The sequence below is a fragment of the Erythrobacter sp. SN6-5 genome, assembly GCF_057364945.1.
On the sequence record NZ_CP200282.1, the window covers coordinates 741,379 to 762,929 of the forward strand.

16 protein-coding genes and 3 pseudogenes are annotated in these 21,551 nt (G+C 59.2%); 16 read left to right on the forward strand and 3 right to left on the reverse strand.

What is annotated here, in order from left to right; all coding sequences use genetic code 11:
• Position 1 precedes the first annotated feature (1 nt).
• From AC0V6Z_RS03610 to AC0V6Z_RS03620, 3 genes and pseudogenes are all read left to right on the forward strand, one after another.
• Positions 2-987: pseudogene (locus AC0V6Z_RS03610) on the forward strand (agmatine deiminase family protein).
• A gap of 55 nt (positions 988-1,042) precedes the next feature.
• Entirely contained in the window at positions 1,043-1,177 is a 135-nt protein-coding gene (locus tag AC0V6Z_RS03615) for a hypothetical protein (protein WP_472640028.1), read from the forward strand.
• 76 nt (positions 1,178-1,253) lie between these two features.
• The gene (locus AC0V6Z_RS03620) at positions 1,254-2,012 is read left to right on the forward strand and encodes a DUF1223 domain-containing protein (RefSeq protein ID WP_472640029.1); all 759 of its coding nucleotides are present in this window, start codon (positions 1,254-1,256) and stop codon (positions 2,010-2,012) included.
• On the opposite strand, the gene AC0V6Z_RS03625 is transcribed toward AC0V6Z_RS03620, so the two are convergent.
• Entirely contained in the window at positions 2,009-2,752 is a 744-nt protein-coding gene (locus tag AC0V6Z_RS03625) for a sulfite exporter TauE/SafE family protein (protein WP_472640030.1), read from the reverse strand. The genes AC0V6Z_RS03620 and AC0V6Z_RS03625 overlap by 4 nt on opposite strands.
• 21 nt (positions 2,753-2,773) lie before the next feature.
• The gene (gene thrS / locus AC0V6Z_RS03630) at positions 2,774-4,804 is read right to left on the reverse strand and encodes a threonine--tRNA ligase (RefSeq protein ID WP_472640031.1); all 2,031 of its coding nucleotides are present in this window, start codon (positions 4,802-4,804) and stop codon (positions 2,774-2,776) included.
• A gap of 367 nt (positions 4,805-5,171) precedes the next feature.
• On the opposite strand from thrS, the gene AC0V6Z_RS03635 reads away from it, so the two are divergent.
• From AC0V6Z_RS03635 to AC0V6Z_RS03680, 10 genes are all read left to right on the forward strand, one after another.
• Positions 5,172-5,348, forward strand: coding sequence for a hypothetical protein (locus tag AC0V6Z_RS03635; RefSeq protein WP_472640032.1), 177 nt, complete (start codon positions 5,172-5,174; stop codon positions 5,346-5,348).
• A complete protein-coding gene (locus tag AC0V6Z_RS03640) occupies positions 5,345-5,971 on the forward strand; it encodes a hypothetical protein (protein WP_472640033.1) in 627 nt (208 codons plus the stop codon). Before AC0V6Z_RS03635 ends, AC0V6Z_RS03640 begins: the two co-directional genes overlap by 4 nt.
• 34 nt (positions 5,972-6,005) lie before the next feature.
• Positions 6,006-6,404 (forward strand): hypothetical protein, encoded by a 399-nt coding sequence (locus tag AC0V6Z_RS03645; protein ID WP_472640034.1) that lies wholly within the window; start codon positions 6,006-6,008, stop codon positions 6,402-6,404.
• A complete protein-coding gene (locus AC0V6Z_RS03650) occupies positions 6,401-6,592 on the forward strand; it encodes a helix-turn-helix transcriptional regulator (RefSeq protein WP_472640035.1) in 192 nt (63 codons plus the stop codon). Before AC0V6Z_RS03645 ends, AC0V6Z_RS03650 begins: the two co-directional genes overlap by 4 nt.
• 141 nt (positions 6,593-6,733) lie before the next feature.
• Positions 6,734-7,465: an alpha/beta fold hydrolase gene (locus AC0V6Z_RS03655; protein ID WP_472640036.1), complete on the forward strand. Its 732-nt coding sequence runs from the start codon at positions 6,734-6,736 to the stop codon at positions 7,463-7,465.
• 12 nt (positions 7,466-7,477) lie between these two features.
• On the forward strand, positions 7,478-8,335 hold the full coding sequence (locus AC0V6Z_RS03660; protein ID WP_472640037.1) for a tetratricopeptide repeat protein: 858 nt from the start codon (positions 7,478-7,480) through the stop codon (positions 8,333-8,335).
• A gap of 13 nt (positions 8,336-8,348) precedes the next feature.
• Entirely contained in the window at positions 8,349-9,359 is a 1,011-nt protein-coding gene (locus AC0V6Z_RS03665) for an LLM class flavin-dependent oxidoreductase (protein ID WP_472640038.1), read from the forward strand.
• Between the two features lie 118 nt (positions 9,360-9,477).
• Positions 9,478-14,208 (forward strand): NAD-glutamate dehydrogenase, encoded by a 4,731-nt coding sequence (locus AC0V6Z_RS03670; RefSeq protein ID WP_472640039.1) that lies wholly within the window; start codon positions 9,478-9,480, stop codon positions 14,206-14,208.
• A gap of 69 nt (positions 14,209-14,277) precedes the next feature.
• The gene (locus AC0V6Z_RS03675) at positions 14,278-15,507 is read left to right on the forward strand and encodes an NAD(P)/FAD-dependent oxidoreductase (protein ID WP_472640040.1); all 1,230 of its coding nucleotides are present in this window, start codon (positions 14,278-14,280) and stop codon (positions 15,505-15,507) included.
• A gap of 45 nt (positions 15,508-15,552) precedes the next feature.
• Positions 15,553-16,707 carry a CaiB/BaiF CoA transferase family protein gene (locus tag AC0V6Z_RS03680; RefSeq protein WP_472640041.1) on the forward strand — a complete coding sequence of 385 codons (1,155 nt, stop codon included), beginning with the start codon at positions 15,553-15,555 and terminating at the stop codon, positions 16,705-16,707.
• A 10-nt stretch (positions 16,708-16,717) separates the two neighbouring features.
• Here the strand turns inward: AC0V6Z_RS03680 and queG are convergent, their stop codons facing one another.
• Positions 16,718-17,776, reverse strand: a complete 1,059-nt coding sequence (gene queG, locus AC0V6Z_RS03685) for a tRNA epoxyqueuosine(34) reductase QueG (RefSeq protein WP_472640042.1) — start codon at positions 17,774-17,776, stop codon at positions 16,718-16,720.
• A 46-nt stretch (positions 17,777-17,822) separates the two neighbouring features.
• Between queG and AC0V6Z_RS03690 the strand changes: the two are divergent.
• The 3 genes and pseudogenes from AC0V6Z_RS03690 to AC0V6Z_RS03700 all read left to right on the forward strand — a co-directional run.
• A pseudogene (locus AC0V6Z_RS03690) lies at positions 17,823-18,785 on the forward strand (ABC transporter ATP-binding protein); the annotation flags it as partial.
• 159 nt (positions 18,786-18,944) lie between these two features.
• Positions 18,945-20,096: pseudogene (locus AC0V6Z_RS03695) on the forward strand (ABC transporter permease); the annotation flags it as partial.
• A gap of 92 nt (positions 20,097-20,188) precedes the next feature.
• Complete coding sequence (locus AC0V6Z_RS03700; protein WP_472640043.1) at positions 20,189-21,538, forward strand: cytochrome P450; 1,350 nt, start codon at positions 20,189-20,191, stop codon at positions 21,536-21,538.
• Positions 21,539-21,551: the final 13 nt, after the last annotated feature.

The window sequence follows — 21,551 nt, forward strand, 5'->3', positions numbered from 1 at the left end:
CATGACCGTCCTGATGCCTCCTGAATGGGCACCGCAGGAATGGTTGTGGATCGGCTTTCCGCATCTGGCCGAAGAATGGCCGGGTTTTCTTGCGGCTGCACAGGAACAGATCGCGGCCTTTGCCAACGCTGTGGCTGACAGCGGTCAGGCAGTGCGTCTGCTCGTGCGCGATGAAGCGCACAAAGCCCGCGCCCGCGCTCTGGTGAGCAAGGCGGTGAAACTGGAACAGCGGATTTACGGCGATATTTGGCTGCGCGACACGGGGCCGCTGATCGTGTCAGATAATGGCGAGCGCGCCGCGCGCCGTTTTGGCTTTAATGGCTGGGGCGGCAAATATGAGATGGCGGGCGATGAGAGCATTGGCGCAGAATTGGCGCGAGATGCCGATCTGCCCCTCAAAACCTCGCCGATGATATTGGAAGGCGGCGCGGTGGAAGGCGACGGCACCGGGCTGTGCGCGGTGACTGAGCAATGCCTTTTGAACCCAAACCGCAATCCCGGCATGTCGCGCGCAGCGATCGAGGCGGAGCTTGAGCGCACGCTCGGGTTCGAACGGGTGCTGTGGCTCGGCGATGGCCTGATCAATGATCACACTGATGGCCATGTCGACAATCTGGCGCGCTTTGTTGGTCCCGGCCTGCTCGTTATTCCGCATGCCACGGGCGATGATGATCCCAACGCTGCAATCTATGCCGATGCAAAGCGCCGCGCCGAAGCATTTGGAGTGGAGGTGGTGACCATCCCATCGCCCGGACTGATCCTGCGCGATGGCGAGATTGAACCAGCAAGCTATGTAAATTTTGCCATCACCACGAACCTCGTTGTGGTGCCGACCTTTGGCTCAGTGCATGATGCGGAGGGCGTCGCGGCAATCGCCGCACTATTCCCGGATCGGCAGACCATCGGCCTGCCAGCGGATGCCGTGCTCGCTGCAGCGGCGGCGGATTTCACTGCGCCAGCCAGCAAATGCCCTCTGCATTCATTTAGCCAATTGTGGTTAATCTTAACGACCTGTTAGCATTTGCCCGCGAACGTAGGTCTCATGGACAAAGCAATCGCCATTACTCGCAAGCCTTTGCAGCTTGCAGCGGCCCTTCCGGCCGATATCGCCCGCTCAGTCATTGTGCTGGCATGCGGCGCGGCGCTGATCTTTGCCGGGCAACCGCTCCCACTGTAAGCTTCCCTCGCTGTAACCAAACAGCAAATCCCAACGAATATCCCCACATTGCTCAGCGGATATTTGAGGGACGCGCATGACAAAAACTCTACTCGGTCTGGCCATCGGCTCCGCCGCGTTGGCAATCGCTTCTGTCGCTGCGCCAGGTTTCAGCCAAGAGCAAAGCCCGCCTGAGCAGACCGGAACTTTAGGCGAGCCTGTCCTGTTGGAATTGTTCACCAGTCAGGGCTGTTCATCCTGCCCTCCTGCGGACCGGCTGTCGGCCAAGCTGGCGAGAGAAAAGGACCTCGTCGTGATCGCTCGTCCGGTCACCTATTGGGACCGTTTAGGCTGGAAAGACACGCTTGCGCGCGAAGATAACACCAACCTGCAGCGCGACTATGCGCGACGCGGGCTCGCTGGGTATAACGGCGTCTACACCCCGCAATTGGTGATCGATGGAGAGCTCGGCCAGGTCGGCTCCAACGAGCGCATCAATCGCCGCCATATTGCGCTGGCGCGAGGATCACAAAGCGCCGCCATTCGCATCAAGCCAGCAGGCGGATTGGGCTATGGCATTGGCCTCAGCGGAACAGCCGAGAGACCCGCCGAGCTGGTGCTGATGGCGGTATCGAGCGAGGAAAGCGTCGCGATTGGCCGCGGAGAAAACGGCGGCCGCCGCATCTCCTACACCAATGTTTTGCTGGATGAAAAAGTGCTGGCCCGCTGGGATGGCGGCACGGCAAGTGTTGAGCTGCGCCAAGACAGGCTAACCACACCGGGAGCAGATGCGCATGCTTTGGTCCTGCGCGAGCCAAACGGCGGGCGAGTGCTCGCCGCGCGCTGGGTCCGCTAAAACAGACGGGTGAGAGCCGCGAAGGCGGCAGCGAACAGCACCAGGCCTACAAAACTCCGCCAGACCGTATCGCTGATCCGGCCATAGGCGAGGCCGCCTAGCCAATTGCCAAATATCACAGCGGGAAACAGCCCGGCCGACAAAAGCACCACTCGCTGATCAATCACGCCAGTCAAGGACCCTGAAATAATCGCTGCGATCGAAGCAATCGTGAAGATCAGCAGCATCGAAGCCTTGGCCGTGTCGCGCGGGATCGCCCGGCCGACGTAATAAGGCACAACCGGCGGCCCTGGCATGCCAGCAAAACCAGTGAGGATACCGCTGGTCAGTCCGGTTGCCCCTGTCTGGAGCGGGCCGGGAACGCTGGCTGAACGCTGAGGCAAGAGCACCAGCGCAAAGGCTGACAAGGCTACCATTGCGATGAGCAGCCGCGCGAGATCATGCGGCGTCACAGACAACAGCAGCAATCCCGGCGCGGTTGTGACCGCTACAAGACCGCTGATCATCCATGCGGATTTTTCAGCGCCCAGCACCAAGCGCCTGATCTCCAAAAGACCGATAAACAGCATCAGGAAATTGGCGATCATCACCGCCTCAACCGGGGTCAAGGCTAGCGCCAAAACCGGCACCAGCAAGATCGCCATGCCGAACCCGGCCAGCCCGCGCACAAAAGACGCACCGATAGTCGCTGCGAACGCCGCCGCAATCTGCGCTGCATCAAGCCCGGCCAGCCATTCCATGATCTATGCGATCAAATGCGCTCAGGCGCAAAGATCAGGCGGGGTGGCCGCCTTTGTGATCAGCGCCAGGGCGTCATCCAAAGACAGCACTTGCTGGTCTTTCTCACCCAAGGTCCGCAGGGCAATCGTGCCCTCTTCTTCCTCGCGCTTGCCGACCACAAACAGATACGGAACCTTCGCCAGCGAGTGTTCGCGCACCTTGTAGTTGATCTTCTCATTGCGAAGATCGCCTTCCACCCGGATGCCTGCCGCCTCCAGCTTCGCCATAACCTTTGTGGCATAGCCATCAACGTCCGACACAATCGGCGCAACCACGGCCTGAACCGGGGCAAGCCATGCTGGCAAACGGCCAGCATAATGCTCGATCAGAATGCCGATGAAGCGCTCATAAGAACCGAAAATCGCGCGGTGCAGCATAACCGGGCGGTGCTTGCCGCCATCCTCACCAACATAAGTCGCATCGAGACGGTCGGGCAGAACGCGGTCACCCTGGATCGTGCCAACTTGCCATGTCCGGCCAATCGCATCAGTCAGGTGCCATTCCAGCTTTGGCGCATAAAACGCGCCTTCGCCGGGCAGCTCTTCCCAGCCATATTCTTCATTGTCCATGCCCGCTTCGGCCACGGCATCTCGCAATTCTTGCTCCGCCTTGTCCCAATCGGCATCAGAGCCGAAGCGCTTTTCCGGACGCGTGGCGAGCTTCACATGATAGGTGAAGCCAAAGTCTTTATAGACGCCGTTTGCAAGCTCACAGAATTTGCGCACTTCCTCAACCACTTGGTCTTCGGTGCAGAAAATATGCGCATCATCCTGAGTGAATTGACGCACCCGCATCAGGCCATGCAGCGCCCCGTGCGGCTCGTTACGGTGACAGCAGCCCATTTCACCCAGCCGTATCGGAAGGTCGCGATAAGACGTGATGCCTTGCTTAAACACCAGCACGTGGGCCGGGCAATTCATCGGCTTGATCGCCATCCAATCGGCGTCTTTTTCAACCGCAGGTTTAGCCGGGCCATCGCCGTCTTCGTCCACTTCCGGGACCATATCAGGCACGGCAAACATATTTTCAGCATATTTGCCCCAGTGGCCGGATTGCTCCCACTGTCGAATATCCATCAGCTGAGGCGTCTTGATCTCGCGGTAGCCCCCGCCGTCCATCTTGCGGCGCATATAGGCCTCTAGCTCGCGCCAGATCCGGTAGCCCTTAGGATGCCAGAACACGCTGCCATGGGCTTCTTCCTGAAGGTGGAACAGATCCATCTCGCGGCCCAATTTACGGTGATCTCGCTTGGCGGCTTCTTCCAACCGATGAAGATGCTGTTTGAGCTGTTTCTTGTTGAGCCAACCAGTGCCGTAAATCCGCGTGAGCTGCGCATTGCGCTGGTCCCCGCGCCAGTAAGCGCCCGCCACCCGCATCAGCTTGAAGGCAGCTGGATCCAGTTTGCCCGTGGAGGCCAAATGCGGCCCGCGGCACATATCGAGCCACGCCCCTTCGCTGCGTGGTTCGCCTGACCAATAGACCGTCAGCTCTTCGTTCTCGGGCAGCTCCTTGGCCCATTCAGCCTTATACGCCTCACCGTCCGCTTCCCATTTCGCGATCAGATCAGCGCGCGACCAGACCTCGCGTACCAATGGCTTATCGGCGGCGATGATCTCGCGCATTTTCTCTTCAATCGCGGGCAGATCATCCATGCTGAATGGCTCGCGGTCGGCCGGAGCCATCACGTCATAGTAAAAGCCATCATCGGTCGCGGGACCAAAGGTGATCTGCGTGCCGGGATAGAGCGCCTGCACGGCCTCAGCGAGAACGTGCGCAAAGTCATGGCGCGCCAGTTCCAGCGCATCGGCCTCATCGCGGCTGGTAATCAGCTCAAGCTCAGCGTCACCCTCGAACGGGCGACCAATATCGCGCACCTCGCCGTTGACGCGCGCGGCCAGCGCAGCCTTGGCCAAGCCCGGGCCAATCGCGGCGGCCACATCGGCCGGCGTGCTGCCTTCCGGCATTTCACGCAATGTGCCATCGGGCAGGCTGATTTTGAGCAATTCGGTCATCGTTCTTCCGTCTTGTTTGCGTTCACGCCCATGACACACTCACGCGCGCGCTTGAAGAGCGGTGTCTTGGTAATTTCAGCTCTTTCAGGAGGCTGACACCGCGCCGCCCGAAACCGAAAGTTCGGGGCGCGGGTGTGGCTGGATCAGACCAACAGCAACCGGCCCCGGAAATCCGGGGTGGTGGTAGTGGTGGTGGTAGTCACACGGTTGGCCATGAGCGCAGATATAGGCGCGGCGAATGGCGATGTCATTACCCGTGTTTAGCAGCACTAATCGGAAAGCAACCGCTCCATTATGGAAAGTTTGCTTGACAAATATACGAATCAATGACAAGTATACTTTCCATAGTTGAAAGGGAGCTTTACCAATGACAATTCGAAACAAAGCTATGCTATGGGCCGTGATCATCATCACCGCCGCAATATTTCTGGCCGCAAGTGAGCTAAGCAATGGCGCGTCCTTTGGGATCATAGGCGGCCTGAGCGGCGCAGCGATGGGCATGCTCAACGGTGGGTGCAAGAGCAATTCAAAGTGCCTGCTATGAGCGGGGCAACAACAGAAAGCCGGGGCGTTTTGGGCCGCGGACCAGTGTTCTGGGGCGTGTTGATGCTCATCGCCTTTGGCATCAGCGCTGCGCTGAGCATTTCGGGCGCAGTAGAGGGAGCGGCTGAGATCATCCTGATGATCGTTCCAGCAGCACTGATTGTTCCACTGTTCACCTCCGCCAGCAGACGGATCGATTCAGGCGGTGCGGGGTGCCTGAAGGGCGAGGCGCAAAGGCGCTATCTCAAACGCATCGCAATTTCGACCAGCTGCTACATGGTGGCGATGGGCCTGCTCGTCTATGTCGATAAGGCAGAAAATGTGGATGTCGCGATCAGGATACTGGTCGCATTGCTACCCGGGTTTGGCGTGATTGGCGTGTTTTGGGCCATCGGACGCTTGATCGTCGAAGAGCAAGACGAATTCATCCGTATGCTCGTCGTGCGCCAATCGCTTATCGCCACTGGATTCGCCCTCAGCCTCGCTGCGGTCTGGGGTTTTCTGGAAACCGCCGATCTGGTTCCGCATGCCGACGCCTTTTGGTGGCCGGTGCTGTGGTTCCTTGGCCTTGCCATCGGAGCGGTTTCCAACCGTATCCAATACGGCACATGGGGCGCGGTGTAAGCGCCATAACCATCATAAATTTAGGAATTCTACCATGAAGATGAAAATAAGCAGGCTCGATTGGTTTCTTGTTCTACCCCTGCTTGCCTCAACCGTAATGATCGCAGAGATCGACCCACCGCGTGTGAGCGCAATAAATCTCACCCAGTGGGAGCAAGCGGGCATTCTTGTCCCGATAACGCTGATAGTCAGCCTTCTGGTTGCGATCGGCGCAGCAATTGATCGGCGATGCAGCGAAGAATATCTTTTTCAGATCATGGCCAATGCCGCATTGGTAGGTGTCGCCGCTTCTATGTTCGTGCACATGTTCTGGATCATCGGGACCAAAGTCTTTGACCTGCCTGATATGTCTGCAGAGAACGTGGTCGGGGTTACCATGCTGGCCCTGACACTTAGCTATTACTGGTTCCGCTTCAAAGGCATCAGCCAGTGAACAATCGCCTCAAAGTGCTGCGCGCAGAGCGCGATTGGAGCCAGCAAGACCTCGGAGACAGGCTCGGCGTCTCGCGCCAATCCGTCAATGCGATTGAGAAGGGGCGCTATGACCCGTCCCTGCCGCTCGCGTTCAAAATCGCCGATGTGTTCGGCCTTGCGATCGAGGATATTTTCAGCCGCGACTAAACCCTGCTCGCCGCCAAAGCGCTCCGATCGCATGCATCCCGCTTCACCCGGTTGCGTATGACCCCAGTGCGCCGAGTGGAGCGGGTTTTGCCGCGTCAGCCCCCTTGCGCGCACACGCTGCCTGCAGGCATGAGGGCGCACATGAGCGATATTCGATTTCACGAGTTTGACGATGGGCGGAAAATTGCCTTTCGCCACATTGCAGGCACCGGCCCGACAGTGGTCTTTCTGCCCGGCTATATGTCGGACATGGACGGAGGCAAGGCGAGCGCAATGTTCGCACGCGCGGCGGAATTCGGGCGGGCCTGCCTGCTGCTCGATTATTCGGGCTGCGGGCGGAGCGATGGCGACTTCGCCGATGGAACTCTGTCCCGATGGCGCGATGAAGTGCTTGCTTTGATCGAGGCCTATGTCGATGGTGACGTGCTGCTGATCGGCTCATCCATGGGCGGCTGGCTGATGCTGATGGTGGGTGAGGCATTGGGCAAGCGGCTGACCGGGCTGATCGGCATCGCGGCTGCTCCCGACTTTACGACATGGGGCTTCACCGACGAGCAGCGCGGACAGATGGCAGCGGACGAAGTGCTGTATGAAGATAACCCTTACGGGCCAGAACCAACGCCCACCCATCCGGGCTTTTTCGCGGATGGCGAGGCCAATCTGAAACTGGACAGCGAGGTCGCGATTGATTGCCCGGTTCGGCTGCTGCACGGCCAAAAGGACGAGGATGTGCCATGGGAAATCAGCCTGCACCTTTCCAAGGCGATACGTTCGGACAATGTACAGGTGACCTTTGTCAAAGACGGCGATCACCGCTTGTCGCGCGAGAATGATATCGCGCTGCTGCAAGCGACGGTCGATCAATTTTACTAGGCGAATATCACAGTGTCTTTTTCCAGCGCGCTCATCCTCATGCTGCTTCAGGTTGGCCCCAACCCCAGCGCTGGCGCGATCCAGGGTGCACCCGATGAGCTGCTCAATCGCCCACCGCGCACCACGAATGAAATTGCCCCGCCGCAACCCACCGATCCGCTGAGCATTTGGCTGGCCGATTGCCTTGATCTAGTCGAGAGCGACCCGGCCCGCGCCCACACCAAAGCGCAGATCGAGCGCAACCAAACATCCGGCGCGGCCAGGGTCATCGCCAATCACTGCCTGGGGCTAGCCGCGACAAAGCTGAACCTGTGGGACGATGCGACTGCCGCTTTCATCGCGGCCCGCGATGAAACGCCTGCGGAAGAGCCGAGAGCGCGGGCACGTTTTGGCGTCATGGTAAGCAATGCCGCCCTGGCAAACACTCTTTGGGCAGACGCCTACAATATTTTGAGAAAGGCACGCATTGACGCCAAAACTGCTGCGTCTGGTGCGCTCCAAGCAGCAGCAGCACTTGATATGGCTCGCGCCCTGGTTGAGATTGATCAGCCAGAAGAAGCACTCATCGAATTGGACAATGCGACACGCTTCATGCCTGGCGACGCGGAGGCATGGCTGCTCAAAGCAACGCTACTACGGCGCGAAAACAAACTGCCCGAGGCGCAAACGGCGATTGAGAAGGCGGCTGGCCTTGCCCCGCTTGATCCGCAAATCGGGTTGGAGGCGGGTGTGATCGCGGTGCTGGATTCGCGCGATGATGCCGCCCGCGCCAGCTGGCAATCGGTGATCGACACTGCGCCCAGCAGTCCGCAGGCAAAGGCCGCTAGCGGCTATCTGAAACAGCTGGGCCCTGTTACACCAGCCCCATAGTAAGAGGGCTGACATGACCGAATTTTCTGTGCTTGATCTGATCCCGGTTCGCGAAGGCGGGAATGTGGCAGAGGCTTTGGCCGATGCGACTGATCTGGCGCGCGCGGCAGAGCGCATGGGTTGCAAACGCTTTTGGGTGGCGGAACATCACGCGATGGATGGGATCGCGGGCGGCGCCACCTCTGTGGTGCTCGCTCATATCGGCAATGCGACCCGCCGGATCCGGATCGGCTCTGGCGGGATTATGCTGCCCAATCACACGCCGTTCCAGATTGCTGAGCAATTCGGCACATTGGACGCCTTGTTCCCGGGCCGAATTGATCTGGGGTTGGGAAGGGCACCTGGGGCCGGGCCAGAATTGCAGCGTGCCTTGCGCAAAAACCTGCATCAGGCGGCTGAATATTTCCCGCAGGATGTGGCGGAACTGCGCGCGCTTCTGACCGGCGATCCCGACCTGCCAATCGCAGCCACTCCGGGCCTGGGCGCTAGGCCGGAGATGTGGATGCTGGGCTCCAGCCTGTTTGGCGCTCAACTCGCAGCTAAACTCGGCCTACCCTATGCGTTTGCCGCGCATTTCGCACCCGATCATTTGGATGCTGCGCTGGAGCTGTACCGGAGGGACTTCGAACCGTCAGACGCGCTGGATCGCCCGCATGTCATGGTGGCGATGAACGTCTTTGCCGCGCCAAGCGAAGAGGAAGCCCGTCTGCTTGCCTCAAGTCAGCAGCAAAGTTTTGTTCGGCTGCACAGCGGCAATCCCGGCAAACTGCCACCACCGATTGCACAATACACCTCGACCCTGCCCGCGCCAGCGCGCGCCATGCTCAACCATATCGGCCAAGCAGCAGCCATCGGCACCGCCGATATGGTGGCGAGCCAAGTCGGCGATTTCATCAAACGTACCGGCGCGGATGAGATTATGTTGTGCGGCGCGACCTATGATCCAGCGGCCCGAATTCGCTCGCTGGAAATCACAATGCAAGCGCTTCGAACTGGAGAGAAGGCCGCTTCAACCGCGACGTAAGTCTAAACAAAAAATTTTGCGCGGGCAGGTGTTCGACACGGTTGCGCGACTAAGCCAATCTCGACTATCGTTGATGGAATAATGCGCTCACGCATAATATAATATCAAAGGGGCGAAGATGGTTTCGAAACCCGCTAAAAAGCTCGCAGGAAAAGCTTCAGCCAAATTAAAATCGGTGCGCAATCCGCGCCGCAGCAAGCATCATTCCGCGCTGTCAGACCGGCTGAGCAATGCGATCCTGCCCGGTGATACGCCCTTTGCCAAGCGAGCGCTGGAAGAGGCGACTGCGTTTCTGCTGGCCGCAGCCGAGCAGCGCGAGATAAATCACGCGCCGCTCGTCATGGAAACCGAAACCGATGAGCGGCGCATTATGCGCATCGCTCTGGTCAATGACGATATGCCGTTTCTGGTCGATTCGGTCGCCTCTGCGCTCGCGACCCAAGGAGTGACGATTGACCGGCTGGTGCATCCGATCATTTCAGTGAAGCGCGATAAGTCGGGCAAACTTACCGAACTCGGCTCTGGCGATGCGCGCGAATCGATGATCTATATCGAAACGCCTCGGATCGACGCGCGCCAACGCCGCGAATTGCTCAAAGAACTGCGGCTGACTCTGGGTGATGTCCGGGCCGCCGTAAATGATTGGCCCAAAGTGCAATCCGCCATGGAGGCGGATATCGGGCGCATGAAAGAGCCGGAATTCAAAGATCTGCTGACATGGCTCAACAGCGGAATGTTGACTCAATTGGGCCATGTAACCCGCCGCCGCGATGGCAGCCAATCCGGCCTGCTGGGGATTTGCCGCAAGAGCGCACGCGCTTTGCTGGCCGATGCGTCATACGATAAAGCATTCAAGTGGTTTGGGCAGAAACGCCCCAATGGCCGCACGCGAGAGCTGCTGATCATCAAATCGAACCACGCGGCCAAAGTTCACCGGCGTGTGCCACTCGATCTGTTTATCGTTCCAATCCGCAAGCAAGGTAAAGTCGTTGCCTTGTCGATTCATACCGGCGTGTGGACCAGCGCCGCGCTTGCCTCCGCGCCCGCCGCCGTGCCGCATCTGCGCGAAAATCTTGACACGCTGACTAAAGAGCTTGGCTTCAACCCTTCCGGGCACACCGGTAAAGCGCTGGTCCATGCCTTTACTGCTCTGCCGCATGATTTGCTGATTGCGTTCAACCGCGCGGACATTGGCCGCCTGGCAACTACTATGATGAGCCTGGTTGATCGGCCAAGGCCGCGCTTGTCGCTCGCAAGTTCGCAGTTGGGCCGCCATGTGTTTGCCTTTGTGTGGCTGCCGCGAGACTTGCTCTCCACTCAAGTGCGCTTGCAAATTCAGGAGCTGCTGACCGCCGAGGCGGATGCGAAAGTCCTGGATTGGAGCCTGGAGGTCGAAGGTGGCAATCTGGCGATGCTGCAATTCGTACTCGACATTCGCGAAGCCAAAGCAATGCCGGAAGAGGATGAGCTGGAAGGCCGCCTGGAAGACATGCTGCGCGGATGGGGTGAGGGCGTTGAGCGCCATCTTGCCAAGAGCGAAGACCCTGCTCGCGCAATGGCGATTGCGGCGCGTTATGCCGGTGCGTTTCCGGCCAATTATCGCTTGCTTTATGGCACCGCCGAGGCAGCGACTGATATTCGCCGGATCCGCGCCCTCAGTGCACGCACCAGCGGCGATGATGCCATCCAGCGCGATGTGCGATTGTACCATCTCGACGGTGATGCAGCCGACAATCTGCGCCTCAAAGTCTATCAAAGCAGCGGCGCCTTACCCTTGTCTGATGCAGTGCTGGCGCTGGAGAACTTCGGCTTTCGCGTGATCACAGAAATCCCAACCGCGCTTGACGATGGCACGCTCGGCTCGATCCATGATTTCACTCTCGCTTTGCCAGGAGGAGATGAGGCTGCTCCGCTACTGGAGCGTGCGGATATTATCGAGCAAGCAATCGCCGCCGTGCTGAATGGCAATGCGGAGGATGACCCGTTCAACCGTCTGGTGATCGGAGCGGGCCTAAGCGCGCAGGAAGCCAATTGGCTACGCGCCTTCTACCGCTATCTGCGCCAGACCGGTATGGGCTTCACAATCTACACCGTGGTCGACGCGCTGGCCGCCGCCGTGCCGGTAACCAAGGCGATGATCGCGCTATTTGCCGCGCGTCATGACCCCAAATTTAAGGGCAACCGCGAAGAGGCGGAAAAGAAAGCGCAGTCCGACTTTTCACGCGGGCTGGCCAAGGTGTCCGCGATCAATGATGACCGGCTGCTGCGGCTTTACAATGCAGTTATTAGTGCGATCCTGCGCACCAATGCGTTTGCCGATGCCGCGGTGGAAGCGCTGGCATTTAAGTTCGATTCTGCGCAGGTGCCCGGTCTGCCAAAACCCGTGCCATGGCGCGAGATTTTCGTCTATTCCCGGCGGGTGGAGGGCATCCACCTGCGGGCTGGCGTGATTGCGCGTGGCGGCCTCAGATGGTCAGACAGGCGCGATGACTTCCGCACCGAGATCCTGGGCCTCATGAAAGCGCAGCGGGTTAAAAATGCAGTGATCGTTCCGACCGGAGCGAAGGGCGGCTTTTATCCAAAGCAATTGCCATCACCAGCGAAGGATCGCGATGCCTGGGCCGCAGAGGGCCAGACAAGCTATGAGATTTTCATCCGCACCCTGTTGTCGATTACGGACAACATTGTGAAGGACAAGGTCGTCCACCCAGAAGGCGTGGTGGTGCATGACGGCGAAGACCCCTATTTCGTGGTCGCCGCGGACAAAGGCACCGCGCGTTTCTCCGACGTTGCCAATGGCATCGCAGAAAGCCGCGATTTCTGGCTTGATGACGCCTTCGCCAGCGGCGGCTCAAACGGTTATGATCACAAGGCCATGGGCATCACCGCGCGCGGCGCGTGGGTCTCCGTTCAGCGGCACTTCCTCGAAATGGGGATCGATGTGCAAAGCGACAGCGTCCGCGTGGCGGGCTGCGGCGATATGTCGGGCGATGTGTTCGGCAATGGCATGCTGCTGTCGAAGGCGATTAAGTTGGTTGCGGCGTTTGACCACCGGCACATCTTTATCGATCCCGATCCCGACCCGGCGCAAAGCTGGAAAGAACGCAATCGTCTGTTCAATCTGCCGCGCTCAAGCTGGGAGGATTACAATTCGAAATTGATCTCCAGCGGCGGCGGTGTGTTCTCGCGCGATCAAAAGAGCATCAAGCTGCCCAAGAAAGCACGCGAAATGCTTGGGCTTGAAGAGGCTGAGATTGCGCCCGATGATCTGGTGGCGGCGATCCTCAAGGCGGAGCTTGATCTGATCTGGTTCGGCGGAATTGGGACGTACATCAAAGCCGAAAGTGAAGGCGATGCAGCGGTTGGCGATCCCGCCAATGATGCGTTGCGCGTAACCGCCACCGAAGTGCGCGCGAAAGTCATCGGTGAGGGCGCAAACCTTGGCGTGACGCAGGCAGGCCGGATCGCATTCTCGCTAAATGGCGGGCGGGTGAACACCGATTTCATCGACAATTCGGCCGGTGTTGATTGCTCCGATAACGAGGTGAATATCAAGATCGCGCTCGCTGCTGCCAAACGCGATGGCAAGCTGACCGAGAAGAAGCGCGTCTCCGTGCTGGAATCGATGACAGACGAAGTCGCGGCAATTGTACTAGAGGATAACCGCCTGCAAGCGCTAGCATTGTCCATTGCGGAGGCTGGCGGCTGCGAAGCGACCGCGTCTTACACGCGCCTTATCGAAACGCTCGAAGACATGGCCGATCTTGATCGCCGGACAGAGGGACTGGCATCTAGCGAGGCGTTGATCCGGCGCGCGGGCGAGGGCCACGGAATGACCCGGCCAGAGCTTGCGGTGCTGCTGTCCTCGGCCAAACTCGCATTGCAGGATGCGATCGAAGAAAGCCCGCTATCCGCCGATAAGGCTATGGAGGATGCGCTGATAGCGCTGTTCCCAGAGCCGATGCAAAAGGGTTATGCGAAGCAAATCAGGCAGCACCGCTTGCGGCGCGAGCTGGTAGCAACAGAACTCGCCAACCGCATCATCAACCGCATGGGCATATTGCCCGCATTCGAACTGGTCGAGGAGGAAGGTGCCTCGCTGGCCGCGGTGACCAATGCTTTTGTCGCTGCCGACCAATTGTTTGGGACGCGGGCCATCTGGGAAGAGCTCGACAAGGCCAAGATGAGCGAAACCACGCGAATCATGCTGTTCGAGCGGGTCGCCATCGCCTTAAGGGGCCATATGGCGGATTTGTTGCGCGCTGGCGCGGCCAAGCGACCGCCCGCTGAATTGGTCGAGGAATTGCGCGCCGGTATCGAGGAATTGCACGATGCCACGGACGCTATGCTGGCCGGTGAATCGCGCCAACAAGCGAACAAAATGCGCAGCGAGCTGGTCGAAGCGGGAACTCCCGAGACGATTGCCAAAAAGGTCGTGCATCTGTTCGAAATGGACGGCGCAATTGGTCTGGCGAAGCTCGCGCGCGACGCCGATGTTGCGGCGCTGCAGCTCGCCGATGCCTTCACCGACATGGGCGTGCGCCTGGGCCTCGACTGGGCCCAGGCAACCGCTGCGCTGATGGAACCATCGGATGTTTGGGAGCGCTTGTTGGTCGCTGGGTTAGCGCGCGATTATCAGCAGATGCGGTTCGATTTCCTGCGCCAACTGGTTCGGCGCAAGAAAGGCAAGGCTGATCCGGCCCATGCGGTGGAGCAATGGGCGAGCGACAATGCGCCCGCGATCCGCCAGTTTAAGGCAATGGTTGGCCGAGCAAAAGCGCACACGCCGGTGGCCCCCGCTGTGCTCGCACAAATCGCCAGCCAGGCACGCAATTTGCTCGATCCTTAGGTCATAATCGCCCGTCCGATGCGCGCAATACGCTTGACCTAAGCCAATTTTGGGGCAAGCGTTCGCGCCATGGATAGCGCCGATATCGTAATCGTGGGCACCGGGCATGGCGGCGCGCAAGCGGCCATTGCCTTGCGCCAACAGGGGCATGAGGGTTCGATTGTGCTGGTTGGGCGTGACGCCGCGCCGCCATACGAACGCCCGCCTTTGTCGAAGGAATACCTCGCCGGGGACAAGCCGTTTGAGCGGATTTTGATCCGGCCTGAGAAGTTCTGGGCAGACAAGGATATCACCCTGCATCTGGGCCAAGGGGTCATCGAAATTGACTGGATGGCGCATGAAATCGCACTGATGGATGGCAACCGGATTGGCTATCGCAAGCTGATCTGGGCAGGCGGCGGCGATCCGCGCAGGCTCCCTTGCCCAGGCGCCAATTTGAGCGGTGTCTTCTACGTCCGTGACAAGCGCGATGCCGATGCGATGATGGCTGCGATCAGTGGCGGCGCGAAGCGCGCAGTTGTGATCGGCGGCGGCTATATCGGGCTGGAGGCAGCCGCTGTGCTGCGCAAGCTGGGCGTCGAGGTTACCTTGGTAGAAGCTCAGGCGCGCCTGCTGGCCCGCGTTGCTGGCGAGGAACTATCCGACTTTTACGAAGCAGAGCACCGCAGTCACGGCGTCGACATTCGGCTCGGTGCGAATGTTCAAGAAATATCCGAAACAGACGGTCAGGCCAGCGGCGTCTTGCTGGAAAGCGGCGAAATGCTCGAATGCGACATGGTTGTCGCAGGGATTGGCATTATCCCCTCCGTAGCGCCTCTGATCGCGGCGGGTGCTGCTGGATCGAGCGGCGTTGACGTCGATATCTATTGCCGCACAACCCTGGACGACATTTATGCGATCGGCGATTGCGCTGCTCATGCCAATGATTTTGCCGACAGCGCAGTGATCCGTCTGGAATCGGTGCAAAACGCGCATGACATGGCGAACACAGCAGCGCGCGCGATTATGGGCGATAAGCAACCCTATCACGCCCTGCCATGGTTCTGGTCGAACCAATATGACCTTAAACTGCAAACCGCAGGCCTCAGCCTGGGTTACGACGAGACGATCCTGCGCGGCGATCCAGCTGCACGCAAATTCTCGATCGTCTATTTGAAAGAGGGGCGGCCGATAGCCTTCGACTGCGTCAACGCGATGAAGGATTATGTTCAAGGGCGAAAATTGCTCGAAAGCGAGGTCAAGGAAGTCGATAAGGCCCTGCTCGCTGATCCCGAAGTGCAGCTAAAAGAGCTCCGCTAAACCGTTAGTGACGGTTCTACACGACAATCCGAAAGAGACATTTTCATGCAAACAGAGGATGGCGGCTCCATGCTTCAGGGGCTGAAGGTACTGGACCTGACTACGGTTGTGTTTGGCCCCTATTGCACGCAAATCCTTGCTGACCTTGGTGCTGACGTAATCAAGGTCGAGGCACCGGGCGGCGATGCGTTGAGACATTCCGCTAGGCCCGCAAAGACGGCCGGGATGGCGCCGAGCTTTCTCGCTCTCAATCGCGGCAAGAAATCGCTGCCGCTCGACCTGAAGGACGACGAGGCGAAAGCGCAATTGCGCGAGCTGGTGGCAGAAGCAGATATGCTGATCCACAATATCCGCGCAGAAGCGATCGAACGGTTGGGGTTCGGATATGAGGCGGTCAAGACGCTCAACCCCGATATCATTTACGTTCATTGTGTCGGCTTTGGCTCCGATGGCCCATATGGCGGATTGCATGCCTATGACGATGTGATTCAGGCGGCGAGCGGCGCGGCCACCCTGCTGCCCCGCGTCGATGGCAATGAAAAGCCGCGCTATTTGCCTTCGCTGATTGCAGACAAAGTCGCCGGATTACACGCCGCCTATGCTTCAATGGCGGCGATGATCCACAAGCTGCGCACGGGGAAGGGACAATTCCTCGAGGTGCCGATGTTTGAGGCGTTTTCGAACTTTATGTTGAAAGAGCATTTGGGCGGACTGACATTCGATCCACCAGTCGGCCCAGCCTGCTATGCCCGTCAGATTGATCCAGACCGCCAGCCTTTTCCGACCAGCGACGGCTATATCTCCATCGTCCCCTATCAAATCGACCATTTTCTGAAGGTCGTGGCACTGCTCGGCGATGAGGAATTTGCGAAGGAGGCGCGGTTCCAAAGTGTCAAAGGGATCGTCGAAGGCAGCAGCGATCTTTATCGCCGCATTGGCGAGCTGAGCGCGCAAAAAACCACCAACGAAGTGCTAGCGATAATGCGCGCGGCGCGAATGCCCGCCATGCCAGTGCGCGATATGCAGGATATGACCGCGGACCCACATTTGGACGCTGTTGGCTTTTTCGAACGCAGCGAGCATCCGACCGAGGGCACGGTGCTGAACCTGCGCGAACCGACCCGGTTTTCCGAATGGAGGCCCACAGAGCCGCGACCAGCGCCCAATCTGGGCGACATCTCGGACGGCTTCGATAGTTAGGGTCTTGGCCCTAGCCAGTGGGAAGCTGCTTCAAGGCCCAGCGCGCGGCGTCCGCAACTACGGGATCGGCGTCGCTTAGTAAGGCCTCCACGGGTGCAATCAGTTCGGCATCACAGCTGTTTCCTGCGGCATAAAGGCAATTGCGCACAAACCGATTGCGGCCAATCCGCTTAATCGGGGAACCGGAAAATACGCTGCGAAAGCCAGCGTCATCTAGCGCTAGCAATTCAGCCAGACGCGGTGCGGCGAGTTCAGCGCGCGGCAGAAATTCGCGTGCAGCGTGAGCGGACTGCGCAAATTTGTTCCACGGGCACACCGCCAAGCAATCGTCGCAGCCATAGATCCTGTTGCCCAGCGCGCCGCGAAACTCCTCCGCAATGGGGCCCTTGTGCTCAATCGTTAGGTAGGAAATGCAGCGCCGCGCATCGAGCCGATAGGGACTGGGAAAGGCGTCGGTTGGGCACGCATCGAGGCACGCTCGGCACGATCCACATTGGTCCCGCTGTGGCTCGGTTAAGGGCAAGCCCAGCGTGGTGTAGATCGCCCCAAGGAACAGCCAGCTACCATGCTGCGGACTGACCAGATTGCTGTGCTTGCCTTGCCACCCGATCCCGGCCGCTTCACCCAGCGGCTTTTCCATTACAGGCGCTGTGTCGACGAAGACTTTGACTTCGGCCTCCGGCGCCTCCGCCACCAGCCAGCGCGCCAACGCTTTGAGGCGTTTTTTGACCAGATCGTGATAATCCTTGCCCTGCGCATAGACAGAGATGCGCGCCCGCTCTCCATACGCCTCCAGCGCTAAGGGATCATGAGACGGCGCATAGCTCATGCCGAGCGCAATCACCCGCTGCGCCTCTGGCCATAGCCCCTGCGGCGAGCGGCGGTGATGCTGGCGAGTATCCATCCACTCCATAGAGCCGTGATGCCCCTCGCCCAGCCATTGCTCCAGCCGCTCTGCGCGCACCGGATCTTCTGCCGCACTCGTCACTCCAAAGGCGGCAAAGCCAAGCTCGCGCGCTTTGTTTTCAAGGCGTTTGCCAAGATCAAGTGTTGCGCCTGCGTTAACCACGCTTAGGGTTACTCCCGTTTAGGCCCGCCCACTAACGGTGCTGGCCATGGATATGGCGGTAAGCGATCAATCAATCTTGAGCAATGAGCAGAAACCTCTCGCGATCGAAGCGCGCGGGCTCGTCAAACGCTTTGACGGCACATTGGCCGTGGGCGGGGTCGACCTCGAAGTGCCTGAAGGCGCGATCTATGGTGTGCTCGGCCCCAATGGCGCGGGCAAGACCACGACGCTGCGCATGTTGCTGGGCATTATTGATCCAGACGAAGGCGTCCGCCGCGTGTTCGGATATGACCAACCGCACGATATTGGTCGCCTGATCGGCTATTTGCCGGAAGAGCGCGGCCTGTACCCGGCGATGAAATCCATCGAAGCGATTGCATTTATGGGCGCCTTGCGCGGCCTGCCGCTGGCCGAAGGGCGCGTGCGCGGGCTGGAACTGCTCGAACGCCACGGGCTGGGCCACGCCGCCGAACGCCAAATTCGCCAGCTATCGAAAGGGATGGCGCAGACGGTGCAATTGCTTGGCACGCTGGTGCATCAGCCGCGTCTGGTCGTGCTGGACGAGCCATTTTCGGGACTTGATGCGATCAACCAAGGCAAGCTGGAGGGAATGATCCGCGCACTGGCCGATGACGGCGTGACGGTGATCTTCTCCACCCATGTGATCCACCATGCGGAGCGCCTGTGCGAAGGCGTGGCGATCATTGCCGGAGGCGAAGTTCCCTATGCCGGCAGTGTTGAGGCCGCCCGTGACCGGATCCCGGCGCAGGTCCGGCTGGAAACACGCGCCCGCGAGGGCGGCTGGACCGCTGCCTTGCCAGAAGACACCCGGCGTACGGGCGATTTCTTCACCTTCTCTCTGCCTGACAGCGGGATTGAGCCTTTGTTGCGGACCTTGATCGAAGGCGATGCAGGCATCCTTTCACTCTCGATTGAGCGGGCCGGTTTGCATGATGCCTTCGTCCATATCGCGGGCGAGGCGGCGGCCAGGCAGCTCGAAGTGGATGCCGCCGCATGGGGAGCAAAGCTGATGAGCAATTTTGATCAAGCAGCAATTGCCGCCAAACCTCGGTTGAGCTATTTTCAGGCGGCATGGGTTGTGGCTCGGCGTGACTTCGTCGCTGTGCTGTTCAGCCGCGCATTCCTGTTCTTTCTGATCGGGCCACTTTTCCCGGTTCTAATCGGCGGACTGGCAGGCAGCATCGGCAAGACCACATCACAGCAAGCCGTCAGCGTCGAAATCGGCTTGGCAATGAGCGCGGCAGATAACGCCGCGATGGAGGCTGCCGCCGAAACGCTCCGCCCGCAATTGGGCAGCGCCTCACCGGTGCTCAAACGCGTACCTGAAGCTGAAAGCACCGCTGATTTTGACGCCCGCGCATTCCTCGACACCGGCGGGCGCAGCTATGTCGCGATCCTGACCGGCACCTTAGAAGAACCCAAGCTGGTCGGCACGCAAAGCCAGGTCGACCGCTGGAAAGGCCGGATTGAACTGCTCGCGGCCACCGCCAGCGCCTCGGCGCCCAGCCGCTATCCCGATGCGACCAGCGAGATTGTCGTCTCCAGCGGGGCATCCGACCGGTATAGCCGGGTGCGCACGGCGCAGGCCGCGCAAATGGTGCTGTTCCTGCTGACCATCTTGCTAGGCGGTATGGTGTTGTCCAACCTTGCCGAAGAAAAAGGCAATAAGATCATCGAAATTCTAGCCGCCGCCCTGCCAATGGATGCGGTCTTCATGGGCAAATTGTTTGCCATGCTGGGCGTTTCCTTCGTCGGAATTGCGGTATGGGGCACAACCGGATGGGCATTCTGGGCGGTCGCCGAAGACGCCATTGTCACCGTCACACAGACCAATTTCCGCGATCTACCCGGCCCAGCGATAGGCTGGCCGATGTTCATCGCGCTCGGCATCATTTATTTCTCGATGGCCTACCTGCTGCTCGGCTCGCTGTTCCTCACCATTGGCGCCATGGCCAGCAGTGTGCGCGAGGTCCAGACCATGTCGATGCCAGTCACCATGCTTCAAATCATGGTGTTCTTCCTATCGGCCGCGAATATCGGGCAGACCGGCACACCGTTGGAACTGACATCCGTGGTTTTCCCGCTGTCATCGCCCTTCGCGATGATGGCCAGAGCAGCGTTGGAAGAAACGCTATGGACGCATGCAGTCGCGCTAGTTTGGCAGGCATTTGCTGTGTTCATCCTGATCAAGGGCGGCTCCACACTGTTCCGCAAGCGAGTGATGAAATCGGGACCAGGCGGCGTGAAAAGGCGCCGGTTTTGGCGGCGCAAACCGCAAGCGGCTGAACCTGCTGAATAGGTTCCTTATCGCAACTGACTATTGACACTGCTGTCAGTTAAGGCACCATGCGACTCACCAGAGCGGCCAAAGCCGCCGGATAGGAGAGAGACATGGCAACGATTGCGCCGCCTGCGAGCGATCAGAATTCCGCACCTGAATGGCGCACGTCGCCCACGGCGCATGAAGCGTTGATGGAACATTTTGCCAAGCATCCCGAAGAACGTCCGCAGCATTCGCACAAATGGGACGTCAGCCGATCAGACATCTATTACGAAGATCGCTGGCAGCCGATCTTCAAGGAAATGCAGGATGCAGGCCCGCTGCACTACATCCCGGAAAGCCCTTACGGCCCCTATTGGGCGGTCGTCGGACACAAGGCGATCCAGCACATTGAGGCTCTGCCAGAGGCGTTTTCCTCCAGTTGGGAATATGGCGGCATCACCATTCTGGAACGGCCAGAAGATGAAGAATTGAAGCCAGAAGAAGAGCGCTTCGAATTGCCGATGTTCATCGCCATGGACCGACCCAAACACACCGGACAGCGCCGCACAGTTGCGCCCAAATTCACGCCCAGCGCGATGACCGCGATGGAAACCGACATCCGCGCGCGGACCGGCGAATTGCTGGATTCGCTGCCGCGGGGCGAAGCGTTTGATTGGGTCGACAAGGTTTCAATCGAGCTGACCACTGGCATGCTCGCTCTATTGTTCGATTTCCCATGGGAAGACCGCCGATTGCTGACATTCTGGTCGGACTGGTCAGGCGATACAGAATTGGGTTCGATCCGCGAGTTGGACGAATACAGGCGCGGCATCCTGCACGAAATGGCGGCCTATTTTCAGCAGCTCTGGGTCAGAAAAACGCAGGAAGAACCCGGCGATGATCTGATCTCAATGATGATCCATTCTGATGCGATGAACCAAATGAGCCCGCAGGAATTTATGGGCAATCTGGTGCTGCTGATCGTGGGCGGAAATGACACCACTCGCAACACGATGAGCGGGATTGTCCATTCCCTCGACAAATTTCCTGATCAGCGCAAATTGTTCGAAGAGCAGCCGGAACTGATCCCCAATGCGGTGCAAGAATGCATCCGTTTCCAAACGCCGCTGGCACATATGCGCCGCACCTGCACCGAGGACACTGAGGTATTTGGCCAGACCATCAAACAGGGCGACAAGGTCGTCCTGTGGTATCTTGGCGCAAACCGTGAAGAGACGGTGTTTGAGAACCCGCACAAGCTCGACATTACGCGCGATAATGCACGGCGGCACATCGCCTTTGGCTACGGTATTCACCGCTGCGTCGGGGCGCGGTTGGCCGAATTGCAATTGAAGGTCTTGCTCGAAGAGATGCACAAACGGCGCATGCGCGTGCATGTCGCCGGCGATGTTGAGCGGGTGCGCGCAAACTTTGTCCATGGCTTCCGCACATTGGAAGTCGAAATCACCGAATTCTAGGCATATTTAGGGG